Origin of the sequence: Amycolatopsis sp. lyj-109, assembly GCF_046548995.1 — a bacterium.
In the GTDB taxonomy this organism is placed as follows: domain Bacteria; phylum Actinomycetota; class Actinomycetes; order Mycobacteriales; family Pseudonocardiaceae; genus Amycolatopsis.
Map to the genome: position 1 here is coordinate 108780 of NZ_JAJPWR010000024.1, position 22177 is coordinate 130956.

The 22177-nt window shown below is 73.1% G+C and carries 14 protein-coding genes; 4 read left to right on the forward strand and 10 right to left on the reverse strand.

The window, feature by feature from the left end:
* Window position 1: 1 nt before the first annotated feature.
* Window positions 2-946, reverse strand: coding sequence for a non-homologous end-joining DNA ligase (gene ligD, locus ACLJQF_RS38690; protein ID WP_410615251.1), 945 nt, complete (start codon window positions 944-946; stop codon window positions 2-4).
* A 40-nt stretch (window positions 947-986) separates the two neighbouring features.
* Between ligD and ACLJQF_RS38695 the strand changes: the two genes are divergently transcribed.
* Window positions 987-1823, forward strand: coding sequence for a PHP domain-containing protein (locus tag ACLJQF_RS38695; protein ID WP_410615252.1), 837 nt, complete (start codon window positions 987-989; stop codon window positions 1821-1823).
* A 123-nt stretch (window positions 1824-1946) separates the two neighbouring features.
* Here the strand turns inward: ACLJQF_RS38695 and ACLJQF_RS38700 are convergent, their stop codons facing one another.
* From ACLJQF_RS38700 to ACLJQF_RS38735, 8 genes are all read right to left on the reverse strand, one after another.
* Window positions 1947-2135: a hypothetical protein gene (locus tag ACLJQF_RS38700; protein WP_410615253.1), complete on the reverse strand. Its 189-nt coding sequence runs from the start codon at window positions 2133-2135 to the stop codon at window positions 1947-1949.
* 62 nt (window positions 2136-2197) lie between these two features.
* On the reverse strand, window positions 2198-3034 hold the full coding sequence (locus ACLJQF_RS38705; protein ID WP_410615254.1) for an SDR family NAD(P)-dependent oxidoreductase: 837 nt from the start codon (window positions 3032-3034) through the stop codon (window positions 2198-2200).
* Window positions 3035-3060: 26 nt separating this feature from the next.
* The gene (locus tag ACLJQF_RS38710) at window positions 3061-3513 is read right to left on the reverse strand and encodes a GNAT family N-acetyltransferase (protein WP_410615255.1); all 453 of its coding nucleotides are present in this window, start codon (window positions 3511-3513) and stop codon (window positions 3061-3063) included.
* A gap of 44 nt (window positions 3514-3557) precedes the next feature.
* Window positions 3558-4727: a glycosyltransferase gene (locus ACLJQF_RS38715; RefSeq protein WP_410615256.1), complete on the reverse strand. Its 1170-nt coding sequence runs from the start codon at window positions 4725-4727 to the stop codon at window positions 3558-3560.
* On the reverse strand, window positions 4727-5533 hold the full coding sequence (locus ACLJQF_RS38720) for an alpha/beta fold hydrolase (RefSeq protein WP_410615257.1): 807 nt from the start codon (window positions 5531-5533) through the stop codon (window positions 4727-4729). The genes ACLJQF_RS38715 and ACLJQF_RS38720 overlap by 1 nt, the downstream gene beginning before the upstream one ends.
* Window positions 5530-5844 carry an acyl carrier protein gene (locus ACLJQF_RS38725; protein WP_410615258.1) on the reverse strand — a complete coding sequence of 105 codons (315 nt, stop codon included), beginning with the start codon at window positions 5842-5844 and terminating at the stop codon, window positions 5530-5532. Before ACLJQF_RS38725 ends, ACLJQF_RS38720 begins: the two co-directional genes overlap by 4 nt.
* A complete protein-coding gene (locus tag ACLJQF_RS38730) occupies window positions 5841-10166 on the reverse strand; it encodes a beta-ketoacyl synthase N-terminal-like domain-containing protein (RefSeq protein WP_410615259.1) in 4326 nt (1441 codons plus the stop codon). Before ACLJQF_RS38730 ends, ACLJQF_RS38725 begins: the two co-directional genes overlap by 4 nt.
* Before the next feature lie 5 nt (window positions 10167-10171).
* Window positions 10172-17056 (reverse strand): SDR family NAD(P)-dependent oxidoreductase, encoded by a 6885-nt coding sequence (locus ACLJQF_RS38735; RefSeq protein ID WP_410615260.1) that lies wholly within the window; start codon window positions 17054-17056, stop codon window positions 10172-10174.
* A 766-nt stretch (window positions 17057-17822) separates the two neighbouring features.
* Between ACLJQF_RS38735 and ACLJQF_RS38740 the strand changes: the two genes are divergently transcribed.
* Together ACLJQF_RS38740 and ACLJQF_RS38745 are read left to right on the forward strand one after the other, a co-directional pair.
* Window positions 17823-18932 (forward strand): threonine synthase, encoded by a 1110-nt coding sequence (locus ACLJQF_RS38740; RefSeq protein ID WP_410615261.1) that lies wholly within the window; start codon window positions 17823-17825, stop codon window positions 18930-18932.
* Entirely contained in the window at window positions 18929-19546 is a 618-nt protein-coding gene (locus tag ACLJQF_RS38745) for a transcriptional regulator (protein ID WP_410615262.1), read from the forward strand. Before ACLJQF_RS38740 ends, ACLJQF_RS38745 begins: the two co-directional genes overlap by 4 nt.
* Before the next feature lie 2 nt (window positions 19547-19548).
* Here the strand turns inward: ACLJQF_RS38745 and ACLJQF_RS38750 are convergent, their stop codons facing one another.
* Entirely contained in the window at window positions 19549-20454 is a 906-nt protein-coding gene (locus ACLJQF_RS38750; protein ID WP_410615263.1) for a glutaminase, read from the reverse strand.
* Window positions 20455-20615: 161 nt separating this feature from the next.
* Between ACLJQF_RS38750 and ACLJQF_RS38755 the strand changes: the two genes are divergently transcribed.
* Window positions 20616-22004, forward strand: a complete 1389-nt coding sequence (locus ACLJQF_RS38755; protein ID WP_410615264.1) for an amino acid permease — start codon at window positions 20616-20618, stop codon at window positions 22002-22004.
* Window positions 22005-22177: the final 173 nt, after the last annotated feature.

Here is a 22177-nt window from a genome sequence, read left to right on the forward strand (position 1 = left end):
GTCAGCCGGGGTCGGGTGGTTCCTCGACGCCGTCGCGGTCGGCCCACTCCAGCAGCGGGTCGAGGGAGAACACGGCCTTGTCGATGCCGGCGTGCAGATCGCCCAGTTCGGCGAAGCGGGCCGGGACGGTGGCGATCGTGAAGTCGCCCGGCTCGGCGTCGTCGATCTCCTCCCAGCGGATCGGCGTCGACACGGTGCCTTCGGGGTTGCCGCGGACCGAGTAGGCGCTGGCGATCGTGTGGTCGCGGGCGTTCTGGTTGTAGTCGACGAAGAGCAGCCGCGGGTCGCGGTCCTTGCGCCACCAGGTCGTGGTGACGTCGTCCGGAGCCCGCCGTTCGACCTCGTGGGCGAAGGCCAGCGCCGCCCGGCGGACGTCGGAGAAGCCCCAGCGGGGTTCGATCCGGACGTAGATGTGCAGGCCGCGGCCGCCGGAGGTCTTCGGCCAGCCGACCGCGCCGAGCTCGTCGAGGATCTCGTGGGCGACGTGCGCGACCCGGCGGACGCGGTCGTAGCCGCAGTCGGGCATCGGGTCGAGGTCGATGCGCCACTCGTCGGGCTTCTCGGTGTCGGCGCGCCGGGAGTTCCACGGGTGGAACTCCACTGTGGACATCTGCACGGCCCAGGCGACGTGTGCGAGTTCGGTGACGCACAGTTCGTCGGCGTGCCGGTTGTAGCGCGGGAAGGTCACCCGGACGGTTTCCAGCCACGGCGGGGCGCCATGGGGCACGCGCTTCTGGTGCACCTTCTCCCCCGCCACGCCGGACGGGAAGCGGTGCAGCATGCAGGGGCGTTCGCGCAGGGCGTTGACGATGCCGTCACCCACCGAGAGGTAGTAGTTGACCAGGTCGAGCTTCGTCTCGCCGCGGGCCGGGAAGTAGACCCGGTCCGGGTTGGAGATCCGGACGGTCCGGTGCCCGACTTCGAGCTCTACAGCCTTGTCCGCCATGGCTGAGACGCTAGCCGAAAACTCTCGCTACGGTGGGTTCGTGCGCCTGCCGCCGGACGGTCACGTCCACACCGAATGGTCCTGGGACACGGTCACCGGGTCGATGATCGGCTCGTGCGAGCGGGCGATTTCCCTGGGCCTGCCGTCGGTGGCGTTCACCGAGCACGCGGACCTGACGCCGTGGCTGATCCCGGAGCCGATCCGGCCGCTGCTGCCGGACCACTTCCGGGTGCGGCTGCGCCCGGACGGCGTCCTGGAGCCGCCGGAGCTGGACGTCGCGGGGTACCTGGCGAGCGTCGAGGAGTGCCGCTCGCGGTTCCCCGGGCTGCGGATCCTCTCGGGTGTGGAGCTGAGCGAGCCGCACTGGCACCGCCCGCGCGCCGACGCGCTGCTGGCGGCGCACGACTTCGACCGCGTCCTCGGCTCGGTCCACTCCCTGCCGGACGGCGAGCACCACCAGGAGCTGACGGTGGTCTCGGACCGGCCGCCGGGCGAGCTGCTGCGGGCCTACCTCGGCGAAGTGCTCGGCTTGGCCGAGTCGACGGCGGACTTCGCGGTGCTCGCCCACATCGACTACGCGCTGCGTGCGTGGCCGGCCGAGGGTCCGCCGTTCGTGGCGGCGGAGTTCGAGGAGGAGTTCCGGACGGTGCTGCGGGCGCTGAAGGCGAGCGGCCGCGCGCTGGAGGTGAACACGAAGGTGCCGCTGCCGGGCGAGGTCGTGCGGTGGTGGTTCGAGGTGGGCGGCGAGGCGGTGGCGTTCGGCAGCGACGCCCACGAGCCGGCCTTGGTCGGCCACGGCTTCCGCGAAGCAGCAGCCCTGGTCGAGTCATGCGGCTTCCGCCGCGGCCGCACCCCCCACGACTTCTGGCGCCGCTGACCCGCCCCCGCCGCTTTCACGTGAAAGCTACGCTCCCAGGTGGGCACTTTCACGTGAAAGTGCCCACCTCGGTTCAGGTGAGGGCGTGGCGGCCGTAGGCGCGGGACTCCGCGCTCTGGTCCATCAGCCGGGCCGCGACGCGCCCGATGGCCGCGTCCAGGTCGGCGCGGTTGCTCGTGCCCCAGTCGCCGAGGCGCTCGGCGCCGCCAGCAGCATCCCGAGCAGCACGGCGCCGAACACGGCGTTGACCCGGCCGCGGCTCAGTGCGGGCGGCGCCGCGGCGCCCGAGGTGACCTCGGCGGTGGCCGTCATCTCTCCAAGCTAGTAGCCGGAGTCCACTGTGGATAGCCACCCGTTCCGGTGGTCCAGACCGCTCAAAGGGTCCAGCGGTCCCGCGGCGGCGATTCGAGGACGAGCTCGTCGCCGACGGCGGCGGCGATCTCCTCCACCGTCCAGGTCTCCCGGTGCAGGACCGGCCGGATGATCGCGGGCTGGCGGACGGCGTGCAGGTGCCCGTCGGCGAGCCGCAGCACCTGCCCGGTGACGCCGGCCGAGAGGTCGCTGAGCAGGTAGGTCACCAGCGGCGCCACCCGTTCGGGCGGCGCCGCGTCGCGGTTGCCGTTCGGGTCGGCGGCCATCAGCCGGGTCCAGGCGATCGGGCTGACGGCGTTGACGCGCACGCCGTGTTCCGCCAGATCCGCGGCCCACGAGTAGGTCATCGACGCCACCGCGCCCTTCGACGCCGAATACGCGGCGGCCCCGCGCTGCCCGATCATCGACCCCGACGTCACGTTGACGATGACGCCGCGGCCCTGCGCGCACATGACCTTCGCGGCCGCGGTGCCGCAGTGGAGCGGCCCGAGCACGTTGGTCTCGACCAGCGAGCGCGCCCGCTCGGCGTCGTCGTCCTCCCACGGCGGCGCGTGGTAGCCGACAGCGGCGTTGTTGACGAGCCCGTCCAGCGACCCGAACCGCTTGCCGCACAGGGTGATCAGCGACCGGGCGTAGTCCGCGTCGGCCACCGACCCGGCGCTCGCCACGGCGGTGCCGCCGTCCGCCACGATCGCGGCCACGGTTTCGCAGGCCGGTTCGGCGTCGACGTCGTTGACGACGACCGCGGCCCCGTTGCCGGCGGCGTGCCGGGCGAACGCCCGCCCCAGCCCGCGTCCGGCACCGGTGATCACGACGGCCCGCCCGTCCAGGAAGCCCATGGCTTCCAGTGTGACGCGGGACCGGCTCAGCTGCGCGTCAAGGCGACCAGAAACGGGCGGAACCCACGCGACCGGTAAAACGCGACTGCACTGGCGTTTTGCGCGTACGCCTGCACGGTCATTTCGTTCGCGCCGCGCTCACGGGCCCAGCTCAGAAACGCGTCCACGAGTGCGCCACCCACTCCCTGGCGACGCCGGTCCGGAGCGACGCGCATGCTTTCGAGCACGGCCGTCACCGCGCCCGGCCGCAGCGGGTCCGGCCGGCGCAGCCGTCCGACCAGGTGGCCCGCGCCCGCATCGGCCAGCAGGCACAGGCACTCCGGATCCTCGACGAGACCCGCGTAGTAGGCCCGGCCTTCGCGGGCGGGCCAGCCGGTGTCCATGAACGGATCGTGGTGTCCACCGTCCTCGGCGAACAGGGCCGCGGCCGACAGCAGAAGTTCGGGAACGTCCTCGGGACGACATTCGGAAACAGTCATCCCGACGACGGTAACGGCCCCATTTTTCCGTGTAAACAACACCTTCAGAGCGGCAGGTGCGCCAGGCTCTCCAGCGCCAGCTGTTCCAGGTGCCCGGCCGCCGCGGCGCTTCCGCCTGCCGCGCGGAACGAGGCCGCCACGACTTCGGCCGCGCGGCGGTACGCCGGTTCGGTCAGGACCTCCTCGACCGCCGCCGCGATGCGGGGTGCGTCCGCGCGGCCGAACCGCAGGCGGACGCCCGCGCCCGCCGCGACCACCTGGGCCGCCACGATCGGCTGGTCGTCGCGGATCGGGGCCACCACCAGCGGGAGGCCGTGCCACAGCGTTTCGCAGACGGTGTTGTGGCCCGCGTGGCACAGCACGGCGTCGACCCGCGACAGCAGCGACAGCTGCGGAACGGCGGGCCGCACCAGGACGTTCGGCGGGACGTCGCCGAGCACGCCGCCCGGGTCGGCGATGACCGCGCGCACGCTCGTGCCGGCGAACGCCTCCGCCGTCGCCGCCAGGAAGCCGGCGCCCGCGGACGTGTTCGCCGTGCCGAGGGAGACGAGCACCGTCGGCCGCAGCGGGTCGAGCCACTCCCACGGGAAGTCCGCCGTGGACGGCCGCGCGCCGAGGGCCGGCCCGACGAGCCGGACCGCCGGCGGCAGCGCGGCCGCGCCGAGCAGTTCGCGGGTGGTGAAGGCGAGGACGCCGTGCGGCGAGAACCGCGGGTCCGCCACGCCGCGACCGCCGGCGATCCGCGCGCGCAGCCCGTCGAGCAGCTCGTCGACCCACGCCCCGACCTTCGGCATCCCGGCCAGGGGGTCGACGAGCTCGGCCGACGTCGTCGCCGACGTGACCCACGGCAGGCCGGCCGCTTCGGCGAGCAGCCCACCGGCCAGTGCCTGCTGGTCGGCGACCACGACGTGCGGTTCGAAGGCGTCGAGCGCCGCGGCCACGCCGGGGGCCATCGCGTCGGCCAGCGGAACGAGGAAGTCCTGCCAGAGGAAGCGCAGCGCCGCCGGGCCCTTCAGCTCGGCCGGGCGCACCGGCAGCTCGCGCGGCACGGCGCAGGAGAACACGAGCGCTTCCGGGCCGGCCAGCCGCCACAGCAGTTCGTCGTGGCCCGCCCAGGCGACCTCGTGCCCGCGCGCGGTGAGCTCGGCCGCCACGCCGACAGCCGGGTTGACGTGCCCGACCAGCGGCGGGACGACGAAGAGGAATCGGGCCACTACCGCACCCGCGTCTGCGTGCGCGCGGTGTCGCGGACCCAGCCGGAGATCAGCTCGATGACCTCCGCGGTCCGCTCGACCAGCACCGAATGCCCCTGGTCGGGCAGCACGACACAGCGGCAGCTCTCCAGGTGCGTCTCGAAGTGCGGCACCTGCGCCGCCAGCCCGGAGTCGCCGCCGAAGATCGCGAACACCGGGCAGCGCACCGCCGAGAGGTCCGCCTCGATCGTCGCGCTGCGCGGGATGTCCTCGGCGATCGTGGTGGTCTGCAGGATCCGGTTCGCGGCCTTGGACAGCCGCGCGGTGTGCGCGCCGTGGTTGTCGGCGATCCAGCCGATGACCTCGTCGATCGCCAGCCGGGTCTTGGCGTCGGCGAGCCCCTCGGCCATGTGCCGGGTCCACTCCCGGGTCGGCGGTTCGCCCTCGAGCACGACCACGCTGGCCACCCGGTCGGGCCGGGCCGCGGCCAGTCCCAGCGCGACCGAAGCGCCGAAGGAGTTGCCGACGACGTGCACCGGCCGCGTGACGTCGCACGCGTCGAGGACCGCGACGAGGTCGTCGACGAACCGCTCCAGGTGGTACCCGGACGACGGCCGCGTCGTGCGGCCGTGCCCGCGCAGGTCGTACATCAGCACGTCGAGCCCGCGTTCGGCGAAGGCCGGGCCGAGGGTGAAGTAGTAGCTGGCCAGGCTGTCGGTGAGCAGGCCGTGGACGCACACCACGATCGGTGCGTCCCCGTCGAGCGGGACGTCCGGCGTCAGCCGCTGGACGTGCACGTCCAGCTCGCCCGCGCGGATCCGGCTCACGCCGTCGCCCGCAGGGAACCGACGATGTACCGGACGAGCTCGCCGACGGTCAGCGCGATGATCTCGTCCAGGTCGCGCTCGGCGATGAAGGTCGCGAAGTTGACGCGGTCGCCGTAGTGCTCGCGCAGCTGCCCGGACAGCGCCACCAGATCGACGCTCTCCAGCTCGAGGTCGTCGTGGAACGTCGTGTCCATGGTGATTTCCCCAGTGTCTTCCACATCCAGCCCGTACTCCTCGAGCAGCTCCCGCAGCATCCCGCTCAGCTGGGCGAGCACGGTCACCTCGTTCGCGGCCGTGGTCTCGATGCTCATCCGGCAGTCTCCTTCGTCTCTTCGGTCCAGGCGACGACGTAGCGGCGCGGCGGCGCACCGGGCAGGTTCTCGACGTCGGCACAGCGCACGCGGTACTCGTGGCCCGCGACGCGGACGGTCAGTTCCCCCGGCGCCGCCGCGACGACCTCGAAGTCGCGGGGTTCCCCGCGCAGGCCGGTACCGCGCAGCTTCGCCACGGCCTCCTTCGCCGTCCAGAACCGGGCGAACCACTGCTCCGGGTCGCCCGGCAGGCTCGCGAACAGCGCCAGCTCGCCCGGGCCGAGCGCGGCCTCCACAGTGGACTCCGCGCGCGGGACGACCTCTTCGATGTCGATGCCGCACGGCCCGTGGCGGGCGATCGCCACCCCGGCTTCGGCCCGGTGCGCCACCGAAACCGTCACCGGCGGCAGTTCCCGGCCGTAGGCGCCGGTCGCGAACGGCCGGCCGGCCTCGTCGTTGCCGATGCGCAGCTCGGCGGGGAACATCTCGGGTTCGCCGTGGGCCCAGAGCCAGTGGCGGACCGCGTCCTTGGCCGCGATCCGGCCGAGCAGCCACTGACGCCGGCCCCGCGGTGGACGGCGGTCGTAGGCGTCGCGCTCGGAGCCGGCGAGGTAGTTGCGCATGATCAGCTCGCGGGTGGCCAGGTCGGGCCACTGCTCGTGCACCAGCGCCCAGCCGCCCGGCTGCTCGTGCGACAGCGTCGAGCGCTCGGGCGTGCGGTCGGCCTGCCGGATGTGCGGCGTGCTGTCGAACCGCCGGTCGCGCCAGCCGGTGAACTCGGCCCAGACCTGCCCGTGGTGGACGAGCTGCATGTCCGCTTCGAGGAACTCCTCCGTCAGCCCGGTGATCCGGACCAGGCACTCCAGGCGTTCCCCCGGGGCCGGGTGCGGCCCGTGGAACCGGATTTCACGCATGGCGACCGGGAAGACGGTGGTCCGCTCCGGCAGCCGGGACATGATCCAGTAGCCGAGCACCTGGCCGACGTTGTCGAGCAACGCGCCGGGGGCGGCCGGTGTGGTCAGCACGGCCCGCACGTGCCGTTCGCCGACGGCGGTCAGCTCGGTGACGCCCTGGAACTGCGGGCCGTGGAACATCCAGCGCTCGTCGTACAGCTGCGCCGCCGTGGTCTCGGGGACCTGCTCGGCCGACGCCGGGAACCGCCACGGCGCCGGCGCGCCGGCCGGGTAGTCCGGCGCGAGTTCGACGACGGCCTGCGAGTAGCCGGCGAGGGCCGCGTGCACCCGGTCGGTGCCCTGGGGCCGGACGCGCACCGGCACCGTGACCGCCGGGACCGCGGTGATCCACTGGCTGAGCCGCACGTCGTGCACGGCGACCGCGCGGCGGCCGAATGCCGCCTGCTCGGCGAACCGCATCAGGTGGCCGATCACCGTGGTGGCGGGCACGACCGGCCAGCGGTCGCCCGGGTCGGCCTGAGGCGGCTGTTTGAAGAAGCAGTGGTCGAGCAGGTACGGCATCGCCTCGAGCGACACGCTGAGCGTCGTGTCCAGCTCGGCCAGCGGCGTAGCTTTCACGTGAAAGCTACGCCCCAGGTCGTCGCTTTCACGTGAAAGCGACGGGTCGGGGCGGCCGGCGAGGACGGTGGACGCCAGGTTGGCGGTGTCGGTGAGGAGGGCGGCGAACTCCGCGGCGAGCGGCCCCTTCGCGGCCAGGTCGTCCACAGTGGACCGGCGGGCGGGCGGCAGCGCGATCCGGGCGCGGACCCCGTCGTCCAGGGAGATCAGCCAGCCGCCGAGGTCGAGCTTGACCGCCTTGGGGACGGCCGGGCGCTCGCCGGGCAGGCGGGTCGAATCCACGTCGAAGCCGTCGACCCACAAGGCGGTCGCGACCCGGCGCAGCTGCGCGAGCCCGGGACGCTGCCCCGAGTGCGCCGCCACGACGAGGTGCTCTTCGCCGTGCAGGGTGTCGCCGACCAGTGAACCGAGCTGTCCGGCGCCCACCTGCACGAACCCGCGGAACCCGGCGTCGTGTAGGGCCCGCACGAGCGGCCGGAACCGCACCGGCTGCAGCAGGTGGCGCACGAACAGCTCGCGGACCTCGGCATCGCCTGCCGGGTATTCCGACACCGTGGTCGCCGACCAGAGCGGCAGGTTCGGCGGGTGCAAGGTGAAACGCTCGGCCGCGGCCCGGATCGGGCCCAGGTACGGGCGCAGCATCGGAGTGTGGAAGCCGGACCGGAACGGCAGGACCTGCGCCACGATCCCGGCGTCGCGGAACCGCTGGACGAGCGCACCGACCGCCGCTTCCGGACCGCAGATCATGGCCTGGTTCGGGGAGTTGTCGTGGGAGAGGACGACGTCCGACCGTGTGGCCAGCTCCTCGAGCACGCGGGGCGCGGGCGCGCCGATCGCGGCGAAAGCGAGCCCGGGGACGACGAGCGCGTCCGGGTCGAACCCGGCGAGGAAGGCGTCGACCTCTTCTTCGGCGTGGACGCCGGCGACGGCCATCGCCGTCCATTCGCCCAGGCTGTGCCCGGCGACGGCGTCCGGTGTGACGCCGATCCGGCCGAGGGCGGCGTGCAGCAGCCGGCCCAGCTCGAACACCGCCGCACCCTGCCGCCCGACGTCGCCGACCTCGACGTCCGCGTGCTTCCACGGCAGGCCGAAGTGGCGGGCGACGTCACCGCAGTTGAGCGTCAGTTCCGATTCCAGGCCGGGGAAGAGGAACGCGATCTTGCCGCCGCCCGGCCCGAGCAGGGGGCGGTCGGCGAACCACACGTCGTTGCGGCCGCGCCAGGCCCGGCCCCGCGCGAGCACCTTCCGGGCCAGGGCCAGCCGCTTCTCCGTCGGGTCGACGATGCCGAGCCGGACCGGCCCGTCGCCGGGTTCCCGATGGCCGGGCCGGGCGAACGCCTCCCGCAGCGCGTCGACGGTCGGCGCGGCGAGCCGCAGCACGCGTTCGGGCTCGCGCACCGCCACCGGCTTCGCGCGGCCGGGCGCCTGTTCGAGGACGACGTGGGCGTTGATCCCGCCGAAGCCGAACGCGTTGACCCCGGCACGGCGTACCGGCGCGTCCCACGGCTCGGCGGCGGCCAACGTGGCGAACCGAGTGCTCGCGAGCGCCGGGTGCGGGTCGTCGCAGTGCAGGGTCGGCAGGAGGACGCCGTGGTGCACGGCCAGCGCCGCTTTGACCAGCCCGGCGATCCCGGCCGCGGGCATCGTGTGGCCGATCATCGACTTCACCGAGCCCAGCACGGCGGAGCCGGCGCTTCCGAAAACCTCCGCGAGGGTGGCGAGTTCCGCCGCGTCGCCGGCCGGGGTCGCGGTGCCGTGCGCCTCCAGCAGGCCGATCGAGTCCGGCGCGGCCGGGTCGAGACCCGCCGCCGCCCACGCTTGGCGGACGGCCCGGACCTGGCCGCCGGAGTCGGGGCTGGCCAGGCTCGCGGTCCGCCCGTCCGAGGCGACGCCGGTGCCGGTGATCACGGCGTAGACGCGGTCGCCGTCGCGCTGGGCGTCGGCGAGGCGCTTGAGGACGACGATGCCGGTGCCTTCGCCGATCAGCACGCCGTCGGCGTCGCGGTGGAACGGCCGGATCCGCTCGGACGGCGACAGCGCGCCGAGCTGGGTGAACACGCTCCAGAAGGTGATGTCGTGGCAGTGGTGCACCCCGCCGGCGAGGACGACGTCGCACCGGCCGGTGGCCAGCTCCCGCACGGCGTGGTCGACGGCGATCAGCGAAGACGCGCACGCGGCGTCCACCGTGTACGCCGGGCCACGCAGGTCGAGACGGTTGGCCAGCCTTGAGGCGGCCAGGTTCGGCACCAGCCCGATCGCGGACTCGGGCGCCTCCGGGCCGAGCTGGTCGGTGAAGGCCTGGCGGACGGCGTCGAGCCGGTCCGCGTCCAGGTCCGGCAGCAGCTCGCCGAGGGTGCGGACGAGCTGGCTCGCGGTGCGGACACGCTGGTCGAGCCGGACCAGCCCCGGTGTCAGGTAACCACCGCGGCCGAGCACGACGCCGACCTTCGCCCGGTCGGCGGGCAGGCGGTCCACGCCACCGGCGTCCGCGACGGCCTGCGCCGCGACGCGCAGCGCGATCAGCTGGTCGGGCTCGGTGGCGGGCACGGAGTTCGGCATGATCCCGAAGCCGGTGACGTCCACTTCGGCCAGTTCGTCCACGAACCCGCCCCGGCGGCAGTAGAGCCGGTCGGCCCGGCGCTGCTCGTCCGGCGCGTAGTGCGCGTGGTCCCACTTGCCGGGCGGCACTTCGGTGATCGCGTCGACGCCGCCGGAGAGATTGCGCCAGTAGGTCGCCAGGTCGGGGGCGCCGGGCAGCAGCACCGACATCCCGACGATGGCCACGCGCATGTCCGTCACCACCCGGACGCCGTGTGGATGACGGCGCCGGTGTCCGGACGGCCCCAGGCCAGCTCGCGCAGCAGGCCGAGGGTGCCCTCCTCCGGGTCGATCAGCGCGATGCCGCGGCGGGCGTAGTCGCGCATGAGCTCGGGCGTCACCATGCCGTCGTGCTCGCCGGTCGGCGCCCACGGTCCCCAGTGGACGGTGACCGCCCGCCCGGCGGGCCACCGGCGGCCCAGCGTTTCGAGGGCGTCGTTGGCGGCGGCGTAGTCGGACTGGCCGCGGTTGCCGAGGGTCGCGGCGATGCTGCCGAAGAGGACGACGAACGCCGGCTCCTCGGGCAGGTCGGCGGTCGCTTCGAGGAGGGTGCGGGCGCCGTCGACCTTGGTGCCGTACACGCGCTCGAACGACTCCGGCGTCTTCTCGGCGACGAGCTTGTCCTCGATGACGCCGGCCGCGTAGACGATGCCGTCGAGCCGGCCGTGCTCGGCGTGGATCTCCTTGACCGCGCGGTGCACGGCTTCGGCGTCGAGCATGTCGACCGATTGGTAGCGGGCCGGGCTGCCGAGGGCTTCGAGCTTGGCCAGGGTCTGGCGGACCTCGCGTTCGCCCTGGATCCGGCGGACCGTCCGTTCGACCTCGGCGGGGCTCTTCAGCCCGGCGGCGATGAGCGCGGCCCGGAGGTCCTTGGCCGTCCTGGCCTGCGGGTGTTCGTCTTGGGCGGCGGGCACCGGCGTCCGGCCGAGTAGTTCGACGCGGCACCGGGCGGCCGCGGCGAGGGTGGTGGCGAACCGGGCGGTGATGCCCTTGGCGCCCCCGACGAGCAGGACGACCGAGTCGCGCCGCAGGCCGATCGCGGCGGCTTCGGCGGCGCCGTCGCCCGCCGGGCCCGCGCCGCTGCTGCCGAGCGGGCCGAGGTCCTGCTCGGTCATCCGGAAGCCGGTCCGGTGGTCCCGGTGCCGCACGACGACGGGTTCGCGGTCCACTGTGGACAGCTCGGCGACGAAGGCGGCCGCTTGGTCTTCGGAGGTCTCGCCCGGGGACAATTCGACCACGCGGGTGAGCGTGTCCGGGTATTCGCGCGCGAGGCTGCGGTGGAACCCCCGCAGGCCCTCGCCGGGCCCGGCGGTCAGCAGCCAGGCGGGCTTCGTCGCGAGCGCGGCTTGGTACCGGGGGAACGCGGCGGGCAGCACCGGTCCGTCCGCCGGGAGGAAGAGGACCCCGTCGAACCCGGCGCGGACATCGTCGGCGAGCTCGGCGGTGGCGCCCAGCCCGGTGAGGTGGGTTCGGACGGCCTCCGCGAGCGGCCCGCGGCCGAGCAGCAGGAACTTCCGCCCGGCGACCACGGGAGCCTCGGCGACCGGCAGCTCGGCTTCGGCCATCACGAGACGTTTCGGCGCAACGATCAGAGGCGCGGGCTCGGCCGGCCCCAAGCGCCCCAATGTGGCCTTCGGTGCGTCTGACGCACCCAAGGCGGCCTTCGTTGCGTCAGACGCACCCAAGGCGGCCTTCGTTGCGTCAGACGCAACCAAGGCCACATTGGGGCGCTCGCCACCGATCAGCTCCGCGATCGCCGCGGCCGTGCGGGCCTTGGCCAGCTCCTCGACGTCGCCACCCGGGTCGAGGTTCAGGCGGGTCGCCAGCTCACCGGCGATCTCGGCGCGCTTGATCGAATCCACGCTCAGGTCGGCTTCCAGATCGAGATCCGGCTCGATCATCTCCACCGGGTACCCGGTCCGCTCCCCGATCACCTCGACCACGGTCTCCAGCACCGACACTGTCGTCGGAGCCGTGCCGGGGCTTTCCGCGCCGATCAGCTCCGCGATCGCCGCGGCCGTCCGGGCCTTCGCGAACTCCTCGACGTCGCCGCCGGCCAGCCCCAGCCGCGACGCCAGCTCGCCCGCGATCTCGGCGCGCTTGATCGAATCCACGCTCAGGTCGGCTTCCAGATCGAGATCCGGCTCGATCATCTCCACCGGATACCCGGTCCGCTCCCCGATCACCTCGACCACGGTCTCCAGCACGGAGCGCCCCAATGTGGCCTTCGGTGCGTCTGACGCACCCAAGGCGGCCTTCGGTGCGTCTGACGCAACCAAGGCCGCCTTGGGGCGCTCGATGACCGGCGCCGGGATCGACAAGGGAGCGTCCGTGCCGAAGAAGCCCAGGAGCACGTCGCGCTGGGCGGCGATCATCTCGCGGCTCGTGCGCAGGAAGTCCGCGACCATTGCTTCCGACGTCGCCGCCGCCGCGGGCGCCGCCGTGGGCAGGCCGAGTGAGATCCGCTCCGCCGGGCGGAGGGCGCCGGCCGGGATCGTGCCGTCCGCGGTGCGGAGCAGGTGACCGTCGACCGTCCACCCCGGACGCTTCGGGCGTGGCGCCGTGAACGCGTCCACCGCGTCGCGGCCGCGGAACAACCAGCCGGTCTCGACGTTCACCCCGGACACCGCCAGCTGCGCCAGCGCGCCGAGGAAGCCCGGCAGGCCGCGACGGCCCGGCTGCTCGAACCCGACCGTCCGGTGCGGCCGGTCGCCGAGGATGGCGGTGACCTGCTTGGCCAGCACCGCCCCGGGCCCGGCCTCGACGAACACCCGCGCGCCGGCCGCGTACATCGCCTCGACCTGCTCCACGAACCGGACCGGCGCACCCAGCTGAGCGGCCAGTTCGTCGCGGATCGCGTCCGGCGAAGCCGGGTAGGGCCCGGCCGTCCGGTTGCCGTACACCGGGACCGCGGGCCGCACGACGCCGATCGCGTCCAGCGCCCGGCCGAACGCCTCCCCCGCCGGTGCCACCAGCGAGCTGTGGAACGCGCACGCGACCTGGATCCGCTTCGCGCCGAGCCCGGCGGCGCGCAGGTGCCCGACCGCGGCCTCGACGTCGGCGGTGAGCCCGGAGATCACCGTCTGCTTGGGCGAGTTGTGGTTGGCCAGCACGACCGGCGATTCGCCGAGAACCGCAAGAACCTCGGCGGCGGACGCCGACACCGCGGCCATCGCGCCCGGATCGCCGGAGGGCACTGCGTCGAGGATCGCCGCCGCGCGGGCGTGGCTCGCGTGCAACAGTCCTTCCGGCGTGAAGGCTCCGGCCGCGGCCAGTGCCGTCAGCTCGCCGTAGCTGTGCCCGCCCAGCATCGCGGGCCGCACGCCGGCGCGGGTCAGCAGCCGGAACGCGGCCAGCCCGGCCAGCCCGAGCGCGGGCTGGGCGACGCGGGTGTCGGTGACCCGGTCCACGGAGTCCTGCCGCGCCGTCTCCCCGAACACCGCCGGGCCGAAGACGACCTCGGCCGTCGCCGGGTCGAGCCGCAGGTAACGCTGCAGGTCGGGGAAGGTGACGAACAGCTCGGCGAACATGCCCGGCCGCTGGCTGCCCTGGCCGGGGAACAGCATCGCGACCTCGCCCGGCACCGCATCGTCCGCGCGGAACACGCCGGGTGCGTCGTGCCCGTCCAGTGCCTGCCGCAGCAGCCCGGCCAACTCGTCCACAGTGGACGCGACGACGGCGAGCCGCACCGGACGTCCTTGCGTCCGCTGGGCCGCCGCCAGTGCCAAATCCCGCAGCCGCCACGGCGAAGGGACTTCCGAAGCCATGGCCAGCAGGTCGCGGACCGCCGCGTCGGTGCCGAAGACGAACAGCTCCGCGGGCCACTCGTCCGCGGCCTGCGCAGGCGGCATGCCGTCGTGCGCGGCGAGCACCACGTGGAAGTTGGTGCCGCCGAAGCCGAAGGCGCTGACCCCGGCGAGCCGCTCGGCCGGCGGCGCGGTCCACGGCTGCGCCGCCGACTGGAACACGAACGGGCTGGTCTCGGGATCCCACGCCGGATTCGGCGCCGAGAGGTGCAGCGTCGGCGGTTTGACGCCGGTGTGCACGGCCAGCGCGGCCTTGATCAGCCCGGCCAGGCCCGCGGCGCACTTGGTGTGCCCGATCTGCGACTTCACCGAGCCGATCGTGCACGCGCCCGGCGCGGCGCCGGCCTCGGTGAACACCTTCGTCAGCGTGCCGAGCTCGGTCCGGTCGCCGACGACGGTGCCGGTGCCGTGGGCCTCGACGAGCCCGACGTGCGCGGGCGAGACGCCGGCGTTGCGGTAGGCGCGGGTCAGGGCGGTGTGCTGCCCCTCGGGCCGCGGCGCCGTCAACCCCAGCGCGCGGCCGTCGGAAGCCGCGCCGACGCCCTTGATCACGGCGTACACCCGGTCGCCGTCGCGTTCGGCGTCGGCGAGGCGCTTGAGGGCGACGCAGGCGACGCCTTCGCCGAGCGCGATGCCGTCGGCGGCGCTGTCGAACGTCGCCGATCGCCCGGTCGGCGAGAGGGCGTGCGCGGAGGCGAACAGGAGGTAGTCGTTGATGCCGTTGTGCAGGTCCGCACCGCCGCAGAGGACGAGGTCACTGGTGCCGGCGGTCAGTTCCTTGCAGGCGACGTCGACCGCGGTCAGCGAAGACGCGCAGGCGGCGTCGACGGTGTAGTTGGCCCCGCCCAGGTCGAGCCGGTTGGCGATCCGCCCGGCGATGACGTTGGCGAGCACGCCGGGGAACGAGTCCTCGGTGACCCGCGGCAGCCGTTCGTCCAGTTCGGACGGCAGCTCGCCCAGATAGGACGGCAGCACCGAGCGCAGCGTCATCGCGTTCGACAGGTCGCTGCCCGCTTCGGCGCCGAACACGACGGATGTCCGGGCCCGGTCGAACGCGCGGTCGGCGTAGCCCGCGTCGGCGAGCGCGCGGTGCGCGGCCTCCAAGGCCAGCAGCTGCACCGGTTCGATGCTGGCCAGCGACGACGGCGGGATGCCGTACTTCAGCGGGTCGAAGCCGATCTCGGGCAGGAACCCGCCCCAGCGCGACGGCGTCCGCTCCCCCTGGCCCTCCGGGTCGTAGTACAGCGAAGTGTCCCACCGCTGCGGGGGCACCTCGGTGACCGCATCGGTGCCGGCCAGCACGTTCGCCCAGAACGCGGCCAGGTCGGGGGCCTGCGGGAACATGCAGGCCATGCCGACGATCGCGATGTCCAGTGGCTCCGGCGCGGGCGGTTCGGTCCCGGTGACGCCGAATTCCGCGGCCCGCGCGCGCAGGAACGCGTTCGCGCCCGCACCCACCGAGTGGTGCAGGTCGGCGATCGTGGTGACGGCCGAGCGCAGCACGGCGACCTCGCCCGCCATGAACATGCCTTCGGCCAGCTGGCGGTCCTCGGCGACGTCCCGCAGTTCGGCGCCGACACGCTCGATGCCCTTGCTGGCCAGGCGGAGCCGCCCGACGTTGAGCGTTTCCAGCTGCTCCCAGGCGTCGCGGCTCGGCACGCCGCGCTCGGCGAGGTCCGCCTTGATCGCGGTGTACTCCTCGGTGAACGGGCTGCGCACGCAGCGGGTCGCGTGGCCCGGCGCGGTTTCGAGAAGATCGGTGCGCTCGGCTTCCAGGAGCCGGCGCTGGAACAGCGGGAGCACGGCTCCCGCGTCGACGGCCTCGCGGGTGAAGAGGTAGGCGGTGCCCATCAGCACGCCGATCGCCGCACCGCGCGCGGCCACCGGGGCGGCGAGGGCGGCCACCATCGCGGCCGAGCGTTCGTCGTGGATGCCGCCGGCGAACAGCAGCTGCAGGTCCGCGGCGGCGGCCGGGGTGGCCGCGAGAAAGTCGGCCAGCACGCCGAGCTGGGCCTCCCACAAGGGGAAGCTGGTGCGCGGGCCGACGTGGCCTCCGCACTCGGAGCCTTCGAAGACGAACTTGCGGGCGCCCGCCTCGAGGAACTGCTTCAGCAGGCCCGGTGAGGGGACGTGCAGGAAGGTGGCGATGCCGGCGTCTTCCAGGGCCACGGCCTGGGCCGGACGGCCGCCGGCGATGATCGCGTGCGTGGGCCGCAGTTCGCGGATGACGGCCAGCTGCGCGGCCTTGACGTCGTCGGCGGCGAACCCGAGGACACCGACGCCCCAGGGTGCGTCGCCGACCGCGGCGCGGGTCCGTTCCAGCACGTCACGGGTCTGTTCCGGGCCGGACAGGGCCAGCGCGATGAACGGCAGCGCGCCACCCGCGGCGACCTCGGCCGCGAAGGCGGGCTGGTCGCTGACCCGGGTCATCGGTCCCTGGGCGACCGGCAGCGCCGTGCCGAGCGCGCGGCTGCCCGCGCTGCCGGGGCCCAGCACCGGGTCCGGCAGGCGCAGCGCCTCGCCGACGGCGTCGGCCAGCCCGCGCACCGCCGCGGTCACCGTGCCCCACCGGTCGCGGAACCGGGTGGCGAGGAAGACGTCCTGGCCCGCTTCGAGCGGCTGGGTGCCGCGCCGGGCCAGGACGCGGACGCCGTCGGCGACGGTCGTTTCCGAGCCGTCGAGGCCGGTGACGGCGGTGGTGAGGGCCGACGGCAGTTCGGCTTCCGGCAGCAGGGCGAGCTGGGTGTCGACGACGACGCCGGCCGCACCGCCCGCGACCGCGGCCGCGGCCGTGTGCGGCCCGATGCCGCCCGCCGCCAGCACCGGCACGCCGAGATCGGCGTCGAGCAGCGCCTGCAGCAGCACGAAGGTGCTCAGTTCCCCGACCCGGCCACCGCATTCGTGCCCGCGGGCGATCAGGCCGTCGGCGCCCGCGGCGACCGCCCGGCCGGCCGCGGCCCGGGAGGTGACCTCGGCCAGCACCCGCCGTCCCGGGAAGTCCCGCGGCGCGCACTCGGCGTCTTCGGTCAGCAGCACGGTGGTCACGGCATCGGGCAGGTCCGCCGGCCGCGCCAGCCGGACCCCGAACGCCGGGACACCCCATTCCCCGAGCAGCGCGAGCTCGTCCGCGGCCGCGGCGCCACCGGCGGTCAGGTCGAGCACGCCGAGCCCGCCTCCGCGCACGGCGGCGGCGACCCCGCGCGCCGACGGCCATCGCAGCGGCGACACGGCGACGACCAGGCCGGTCGGCACGGAGTCGTCTTTCGAGAGACGCATGGGAACTCCCGCTACGCACGAAAGGGTGAAGGGTAACGGGGAGTACTTAAGCGCGTTCCTTCCGTGCCGTCAACAACCCACCGCGATTTCATAGCCGAGGTTCAGAAAATTCGGGATCGACCAGGCCGACCGCGCAAGAATTTAACGTCGCCGTCACGTTCCCGCCCTGGGACGGAGCACCACCATTGCCGGAACCAGACGGTGGCGGACCGGTTCCGGACGTGGTCCACCCCGGGTGCGCCGCCGGACGGCGCAAGCCATCCCGCCTGGTGGACGCGGGGCCGTTGCCCGGTCCGGACCACGCCGTCCGTCGGGTCCGACCTTTCCCCACCACGCCCGGCGCTTATCCCGCCGTAAAGCGGCAGGGCGGAGACGGCCACTTCGCCGATCCGAACACACCACTCTTCACCGGTTGGCAGCGGCAATTTCTCGACGCTTTCCAGGGCCTGCGAAGAATCGGCCGAAGAATGCACAACACCTCCCCGTGCAGCACGCGGGCTCCACTGTGGATTGGTCACGCTCCGGGATTCTCCGTGCTCACAAGACCACGAATGAGGACGTCAGCGGCCACCGGCAGGCCACCGGGCACGACCGGCGGTATTCGGGTGACCACCAGCGGTACGCCGACCGGCGCACTTGATCGAAATTTTCCGTCCCCGCGTTACAAACTTTTCCTGAGAAGAAGCTGAAGACATTTCGCGTACTCGGGAGTAGCTCTAGACAGATCGTCTAAGCTTGGACTGTTCGTCCAGACTGGGAGGTGGCGGTGGAGTACTGGTACACCGACGAGCGGTCGGGTCGCCGGTACCCCGGCGACCCGCTGCGCTGGCGCGGCGACGACGGGGCCCCGCTGACGGTGGCCCCGCTGACCGGCCTGCGCCCTGAGGACGTCGACACCGGCGTCCGCTCGCTCTGGCGGTACCGGGCCGCGCTGCCCGGCGACCTCCGCCCGGTGTCGCTCGGGGAAGGCTGCACCCCGCTCGTCCCGCAGGCCTGGGGCGACACGGACGTCCGGTTCAAGCTCGAATGGTTCAGCCCGACCGGCAGCTTCAAGGACCGCGGCTCCAGCGTCATGGTCTCCGCGCTGGCCGGCGCCGGGGTCCGGGAGCTGCTGGAGGACAGCTCCGGCAACGGCGGCTCGTCGGTGGCGGCCTACAGCGCCGCGGCCGGGATCGCGGCGACCGTCCTGGCTCCCGAGGGGACGTCGCCGGCGAAGGTGCTGCAGACCCGCGCGTACGGCGCGGCCGTCGAACTGGTGCCGGGCACCCGCGACGACACCGCCGCCGAAGCCGTCCGCCGCGCGGACCGCACCACCTACGCCAGCCACAACTGGCACCCGTTCTTCCTGCAGGGCACCAAGACCCTCGCCTACGAGCTGTGGGAAGACCTCGGCTTCCGCGCGCCGGACGCCGTCGTCACCGTGGCCGGCGCGGGCAGCATCGTACTGGGCTGCGACCTCGGGTTCGGAGAGCTCCTCGAAGCCGGGTCGATCACCCGGCGCCCGCGCCTGCTCGTCGCGCAGCCGCGCAACTGCTCCCCCGTCGACGCGGCCGTCCACGACCGGCAGGTGCCGGAGTTCGCCCCGACCGTCGCCGAGGGGACGGCGATCCGCCGTCCGGTGCGGCTGCCGGAGGTCGTCGCGGCGATCCGGCGCTCGGGCGGGGACACCGCGGCGATCGGCGAGGACGCCATCGCCGCGGCCGCCCGCCGCCTGGCGTCCCTCGGCCTCTACGCGGAGCCGACCAGCGCCACGGCCGCCGCGGCGATCGACGTCTTCCGCGCGCGGGGTGCCATCCGGCCGGGCGAAACCACGGTCGTCGTGCTCACCGGCTCCGGCCTGAAAGCAGCCGACAAGCTGCGGGAGCTGATCGGATGACCGAGGACGAGCTGCTGCTGCGCGAAGCCGGGAAGATCGCCCACGCCGTCGGCCGGATGTTCCCGGGCCTGTGCGAGGTGGTGCTACACGACCTGCGCGACCCGGCCCACGCGGTGCGGGCGATCGAAGGTGGCCTGTCCGGCCGCGCGGTCGGCGACCCGGCGACCGAACTGGGCCTCGCCCGGATCGCCGACCCGGAGTTCCCGGACGTGCTGCAGAACTACCCGAACCGCTTCCCGGACGGCCGGCCCGCGAAGAGCACGTCGATCGGCATCCGCAACTCCGGCGGCGAGTACGTCGCGGCGCTCTGCCTCAACCTCGACGTCTCCCTGCTCGGCTCCGCGGCCCACGCCCTGGCCCGGCTCGCCGCCACCGACGAACCGGCCCCGCTCGCCGAGTCCCTGCGCGCCCGGACCGGCGACGAGCTGCGCCTGGTGGTCCAGGACTACGCGATCGAGCGCGGCCACACCCCGCGCAGCCTCCCGGCGACCGCCAAGAAGGACCTGGTGCGGTCACTGAAGGAGCGGGGGTACCTCGAGCTGAAGAACGCGGTGCCGGCGGTGACCGACCTGCTCGGGATCTCGCGGGCGAGCGTCTACAACTACCTGCGCTGACCTCAGAAGATCGACCAGCCCGTCAGCGTCGTGAACCGGTCCAGCGCGGCAACGCCGGCGACGGAGTTGCCGCGCGCGTCCAGCCCCGGGCTCCAGACGCAGACCGCGCACCGGCCCGGGACGATCGCCACGACGCCGCCGCCCACGCCGCTCTTGCCCGGCAGGCCGACCCGGTAGGCGAACTCGCCCGCCGCGTCGTAGGTGCCGCACGTCAGCATCACCGCGTTGATCCGCTTCGCCGCGCTCTGCCCGAGCAGGCGCGAGCCGTCGTTGCGGATGCCGTGGCGGGCCAGGAACAACGCCGACCGGGCGACGTCGGCGCAGCTCATCGCGATCGAGCACTGGCGGACGTACTGGTCCAGCACCGACGGCACCGGGTGGCGCATGTTGCCGTAGGAGGCCATGAAGTAGGCGAGGGCGCGGTTGCGGTCGGCGTGCCCCGCCTCCGACGCCGCCACTTCGGGGTCGACGGCGATCTCCGGGTGCCCGCTTTCCTCACGGAGGAAGGCGAGCAGCGCCGCCACCGCGTCGCCGTGCCGGGCGAGTTCGTCGGTCACCACCAGCGCGCCCGCGTTGATGAACGGGTTGCGCGGAATACCGTCCTCGTGTTCGAGCTGCACCAGCGAATTGAACGGACCGCCCGACGGTTCGCGGCCGACCCGCGCCCACACGCCGTCGCCGCGGGAAAGCGTCAGCGCCAATGTGAACACTTTGGACATGCTCTGCACGGAGAACGGGCGTTCCCAGTCCCCGACGCCGTGCACCGCACCGTCCACTTCGGCCACCGCCATGCCGAACCGCCACGGCTCCACCCTGGCCAGCGCCGGGATGTAGTCCGCGACGGCGCCGCGGCCGACTTCCGGCGCGACGTCGTCGGCTATCCGGTCCAGCAGCGCCGCGAGATCCACGGCCCGAGCGTAGAAGGCACTCCGGCAATGGCGGCGAGCACCCCCGGGTCACCTCGATTCCGCCGATGGCGGAACGAATTCCGCAGTGATCTCCGGCACACCTTAAGTCTTCCTCAGGGTGCTTGGTGACCTGCCGCACATCGCTCTAGCGTCCGATAACCATGGATTCCTCGCTGCTCACCGAAAAAGGTGAAAGCTACTCGAAAGCACTGGGCAACCGCCAAGTGCAGATGATCGCCATCGGCGGCGCGATCGGCGTCGGGCTCTTCCTCGGCGCCGGCGGCAAGCTCCACCAGGTCGGCCCGTCGCTGATCTTCTCCTACGCGATCTGCGGGATCGCCGCCTACTTCGTGATGCGCGCGCTCGGCGAGCTCGTCCTGCACGAGCCCAGTTCGGGCAGTTTCGTCACCTACGCGCGGAAGTTCATCGGGCCGTGGGCCGGCTTCGCCTCCGGCTGGATGTACTGGGTCAACTGGGCGATGACCGGGATCGCCGAGATCACCGCGATCGCCATCTACGTGCACAAGTGGCTGCCGGATGTGCCACAGTGGATCACCGCGCTGATCGCCCTGGGCGTCCTGCTGATGGTGAACCTGCTGTCGGTGAAGGTGTTCGGCGAGCTGGAGTTCTGGTTCTCGGTGGTCAAGGTGCTGGCCATCGTCGTCTTCCTGGTCGTCGGCGCGGGCCTGGTGCTGACGAACGCCGACATCGGCGGCACGCCCGCCGGCGCCCACAACCTCACCGGCCACAGTGGACTGTTCCCGGCGGGCATCGGCGTCGCGCTGATGACGCTGCAGGCCGTCATCTTCGCTTACTCGGCGATCGAGGTGGTCGGCATCGCGGCCGGCGAAACGAAGGACGCCCGCAAGGTGCTGCCGAAGGCGATCAACGGCGTGGTCTGGCGGATCGGCGTGTTCTACGTCGGCTCCGTGCTGCTGCTGGCGATGCTGCTGCCGTGGCCGTTCTACAGCGGTGACGAGAGCCCGTTCGTGACGGTGTTCAGCCGGCTCGGCATCCCGGGCGTCGGCGACGTGATGAACGCGGTCGTGCTGACCGCGGCGCTGTCCAGCGTCAACTCCGGCCTCTATTCGACGGGCCGGATCCTGCGTTCGCTGGCCGAGAAGGGCGAGGCGCCCTCGTTCGTCGGCCGGATGAGCAGCCGGCAGGTGCCCTACGGCGGCATCCTGTTCACGTCGGTCGCGTACGTGCTGGGCGTGGTGCTGAACTACCTGGTGCCGAAGGAGGCGTTCGACATCGCCATCGCGATCGCGTCCCTCGGCGTGATCAGCACCTGGGCCACGCTGATCTTCTGCCAGCTCCGGCTGCGCCAGGCCGCTCTGCGCGGCGAGCTGGAGCGCCCGTCGTACCGGATGCCGTGGGCGCCGTACAGCGGCTGGGCGACGCTCGGGTTCCTGGCCCTGGTGGTGGTGCTGATGGGCTTCTCCGACGGCGCCGAGAAGCTCGCGTTCTCTTCGATCCCGGTGCTCGCGGTGATCCTGGCGGTGGGCTGGCGCTTCGTGAAGCGCCGCCGGCGCACCCCGCTCGGGTAGGGCGCGCTCGCGACCGATGCCGCGAATGACTCCTTCGGGACGTCCGGCCCGGATCCACCGATTTGATTTTTGGTGATCTTGAGGCTGGGTTGTTGATCTTGTTGTGGGTGGTGGGCGTGCTGGGTCGTGCTGGCTGGTCCAGCACGTCCACGGTGAGGTCTCCGGTCGTCGGG

What these genes read in the sequence shown, in the direction of transcription:
- ACLJQF_RS38700 (WP_410615253.1), bottom strand. Translation starts at nt 2,135, where the DNA reads ATGACGGCCACCGCCGAGGTCACCTCGGGCGCCGCGGCGCCGCCCGCA.
- ACLJQF_RS38725 (WP_410615258.1), bottom strand. Translation starts at nt 5,844, where the DNA reads ATGAGCATCGAGACCACGGCCGCGAACGAGGTGACCGTGCTCGCCCAG.
- ACLJQF_RS38705 (WP_410615254.1), bottom strand. Translation starts at nt 3,034, where the DNA reads ATGGGCTTCCTGGACGGGCGGGCCGTCGTGATCACCGGTGCCGGACGC.
- ACLJQF_RS38710 (WP_410615255.1), bottom strand. Translation starts at nt 3,513, where the DNA reads ATGACTGTTTCCGAATGTCGTCCCGAGGACGTTCCCGAACTTCTGCTG.
- ACLJQF_RS38735 (WP_410615260.1), bottom strand. Translation starts at nt 17,056, where the DNA reads ATGCGTCTCTCGAAAGACGACTCCGTGCCGACCGGCCTGGTCGTCGCC.
- ACLJQF_RS38745 (WP_410615262.1), top strand. Translation starts at nt 18,929, where the DNA reads ATGACCGAGGACGAGCTGCTGCTGCGCGAAGCCGGGAAGATCGCCCAC.
- ACLJQF_RS38755 (WP_410615264.1), top strand. Translation starts at nt 20,616, where the DNA reads ATGGATTCCTCGCTGCTCACCGAAAAAGGTGAAAGCTACTCGAAAGCA.
- ACLJQF_RS38730 (WP_410615259.1), bottom strand. Translation starts at nt 10,166, where the DNA reads ATGCGCGTGGCCATCGTCGGGATGTCGGTGCTGCTGCCCGGCGCCCCC.
- ligD (WP_410615251.1), bottom strand. Translation starts at nt 946, where the DNA reads ATGGCGGACAAGGCTGTAGAGCTCGAAGTCGGGCACCGGACCGTCCGG.